At 76.0% G+C, this 2,879-nt stretch carries 2 protein-coding genes and 1 pseudogene; all 3 read left to right on the forward strand.

Features of this window, described 5'->3' with window-relative positions; translation table 11 throughout:
- A pseudogene (locus tag ABYE80_RS19250) lies at positions 1-509 on the forward strand (hypothetical protein); the annotation flags it as partial.
- On the forward strand, positions 506-1,960 hold the full coding sequence (locus ABYE80_RS19255) for an MlaD family protein (RefSeq protein ID WP_372791928.1): 1,455 nt from the start codon (positions 506-508) through the stop codon (positions 1,958-1,960). The pseudogene ABYE80_RS19250 and the gene ABYE80_RS19255, both read left to right, overlap by 4 nt.
- On the forward strand, positions 1,957-2,879 hold a 923-nt coding region (locus ABYE80_RS19260; protein WP_372791929.1), incomplete at its 3' end, for an MlaD family protein. The genes ABYE80_RS19255 and ABYE80_RS19260, both read left to right, overlap by 4 nt.

Here is a 2,879-nt window from a genome sequence, read left to right on the forward strand (position 1 = left end):
CCACGCTCGTCACGACCCTGCGGGACGTCGGGACCGAGCTGCGTCCGACCCTGCGGGCGGTGCCACCCACGACCGGCGCGCTGACCCCACTGCTCCGTGAGGCGCCACCGGTGCTGCGCGACACGACGCCGCTGCTGCGCGACCTGCGCAGCGCCGTGTCCGCGGGCGGCCGGGCTGCCGCGCCTGGACGCTCGCTGCTGGAAGCGCTGCGGCCGACGCTCCCCATCCTCAACGACTCGCTGCTGCCCGAACTGCTCAAGCCCACGGACCTGGGCGTGCCCGCCTACCTGCAGTTCCTGAGCCTGTTCCAGGGTGGCGGTGGAGCGTCCCGCGGGTTCCAGACCGCGGCGCAGGCGCAGCCCCCGAGCACCGGCCCCGGGCACTTCATGCGCTTCAACGCGCGGTTCTTCACGGGGGCCGGGTACCCGCTGCCGCCCTGCTCGGCGCTCACCGGCGCAGCCGCGCCGCTCGCGCAGACCCTCGCCGCCAACGGGGGGTGCGCACCATGAGCGCGGCGGATCGCGGCCAGCGCCGGCTGCCGCTGGGCCGGCTGATCATCGCGCTGCAGGCGCTCGTCGCCGTGGCGTTCGTGGGGTACCTGCTGCAGGGCGACAAGGTGCGGGTACCGCTCCTCAGCGATACCGAGACCATCGAGGTCGCGTTCGTCGACGCCGGTGGCCTCAACAGCGAGGACCGCCACCCCGTGACGATCGCGGGCGTCCGCGTCGGCGAGGTGACCGACGTGCGGTACGCCGACCGACGCGCGGTCGCGACCCTGACCGTCGACCCCGGGACGCGCGGCCGGTTGCGGCGCGACGCGACGGTCGTCGTCCAGCCGCGGTCGGCCCTGCAGGACAACACCGTCGAGCTCGTGCCCGGCAGCGCGAGCGCGCCTCTCGGGCAGGGCCAGCGCCTCGCCGCCGATCACCGCGCCGCCCCCGTCGGCCTGGACCAGGTCCTCAGCACGCTCGACGCCGACACCCGCGCCCAGCTGCAGATCCTGCTCGGGCAGCTCGACACCGGGCTGACCAAGGGCGCGACGCCGCTGCGCCGGGCGCTGCGGGAGCTCGGTCCGGCGATGACGAGCACGAGACGGGTCGCGCGGGCGCTCAACGACCGCAGCCGTCAGCTCGCCCGCCTCGTGACCGAGCTCGACCAGGTGTTCGGCACCCTCGCCGACCGTCGTGCGGCGCTGCGCACCGTGCTCGCGGCGGGAGAGCGCACCGTCGCCGTCACCGGTGCGCGGGAGCGCGAGCTGGCGCAGACGATCCGCGCGCTGCCGGGAGCACTGGCGGCGGTCGACACCGCGCTCACGCAGACCCGCGTGCTGGCCGACCCGCTCGTCCCCGCCCTCGATGGCCTGCGCCCGTCGGCCCGCCGCCTGCCCCGTGCCCTGTCCGCCGTCCGCGATCTCGTGCCGTCGGCCCGCGGGCTGCTCGCGGACCTCGAGCCGGTCGCCCGGGACGGGCGCGCCCCCGCGCGAAGCCTGCGCGACGCGCTGACCTCCCTGCGCCCGGCGGCGAGCGGGCTCACGCCGTCGGTCGAGCGGCTGACCCCGGTCCTGCGGGACATCGACGACAACAAGACCGGGATCGGCCTGCTCGGCGCGCGCTTCAGCGGGGTGTTCTCCACCTCCGACGCGAACGGTCAGATCCTGCGCGGGCTGGGGTTCTTCGAGGCCTTCGACCCGGCCGGGTTCGGGGAGGCGGGCGCGTCGGGGGCGCGACTGCGGGCGCTCAAGCTCGATGCGGTCCGTGCGCTGGCCAAGGCCTGCGGCACGAACGCGGTCGCCTGTCTGGTGCGCTACCTGATCCCCGGCCTGCCCGGTTCCCTGCGGTCGGCCGACGCACCCGCCGGGGACGCGCAGGGCGCACGACGCCGCGCAGGGCGCCTGCTGTCGGACGCCGGCCGCGCACGACGCGCGGGCCTGGCCCCACGCGACGGGAGGGACGCGCCGTGAGACTCGCCATCCCGATCCGCGGTGCAGTCTGGACGCTGATCGTCGTCGCCCTCTCGGCCGCGTTGTTCGTGTACCTGATGGGACGGTTCGGCGGGCCGTCGGTCTCGGTCGGCGGACCGGCCTACCGGGTGGCGATGACGGTCCCCGATGCTCAGGGGCTCGCCAACAAGTCCGACGTCCTGGTCCGCGGCGTGAAGGTCGGTGAGATCGCGACGATCCGCCGCACCGGCTCGGCGGCGCGCATCGAGATCACCATCCGGGACCGGTACGCCCCGATCCCCCGCACCGCCACCGCACGCGTCGGCCAGAAGACCCTGCTGGGTGAGGCGTACCTCGACCTCGACCTCGACCGGCCGGGCGCGCCGCTCCGCACGGGTGGGGAGCTGCCCCGATCGCAGGTGCGCGAGTCGGTCGAGCTCGACGAGGCCCTCGCCGCCTTCGGCGAGGGTGCGCAGCGGGACATCCAGGCGATGACCGCCACGTTCGCCCGTGGCGCCCGCAGCCCCCGAACCTCGGCCCGGGTCTCGGCCACGCTCGGACGGCTCGATGCGCTGACCGCGGAGCTCCGGGGTCTGGGCGACCTGCTGGACGGTCAGCAGCGCACGGTCGCCGGGGTCGTCCTGGACGGCCGCAAGGCGTTCGAGGCGCTCGGCACGCACGACGCGCAGATCTCCCGCCTGGTGAGCGCCGGCCGGGCCACGTTGGCGGCCACCGCGGCGGCCCAGACCGGCCTCTCCGAGGGCCTGCGCGAGCTTCCGCTGCTCCTGGACAGCGCCGACCGCGCGCTGCGCACGGCCCAGCCGCTCGTGGGCGAGGCCCGCCCGCTCGTCGCGGATCTGCGACGGCTGGGACCGAGCCTGGCGCCGGCGCTCGACGACCTGCGTCCGGTGGCCCGGAGTGCGCGCGCGGTCGTCGCCGG

Source organism: Paraconexibacter sp. (genome assembly GCF_041602235.1).
Classification (GTDB): Bacteria; Actinomycetota; Thermoleophilia; order Solirubrobacterales; family Solirubrobacteraceae; genus Paraconexibacter.

Coding starts and splice junctions, on each gene's coding strand:
- ABYE80_RS19255 (WP_372791928.1), top strand. CDS start 506: ATGAGCGCGGCGGATCGCGGCCAGCGCCGGCTGCCGCTGGGCCGGCTG.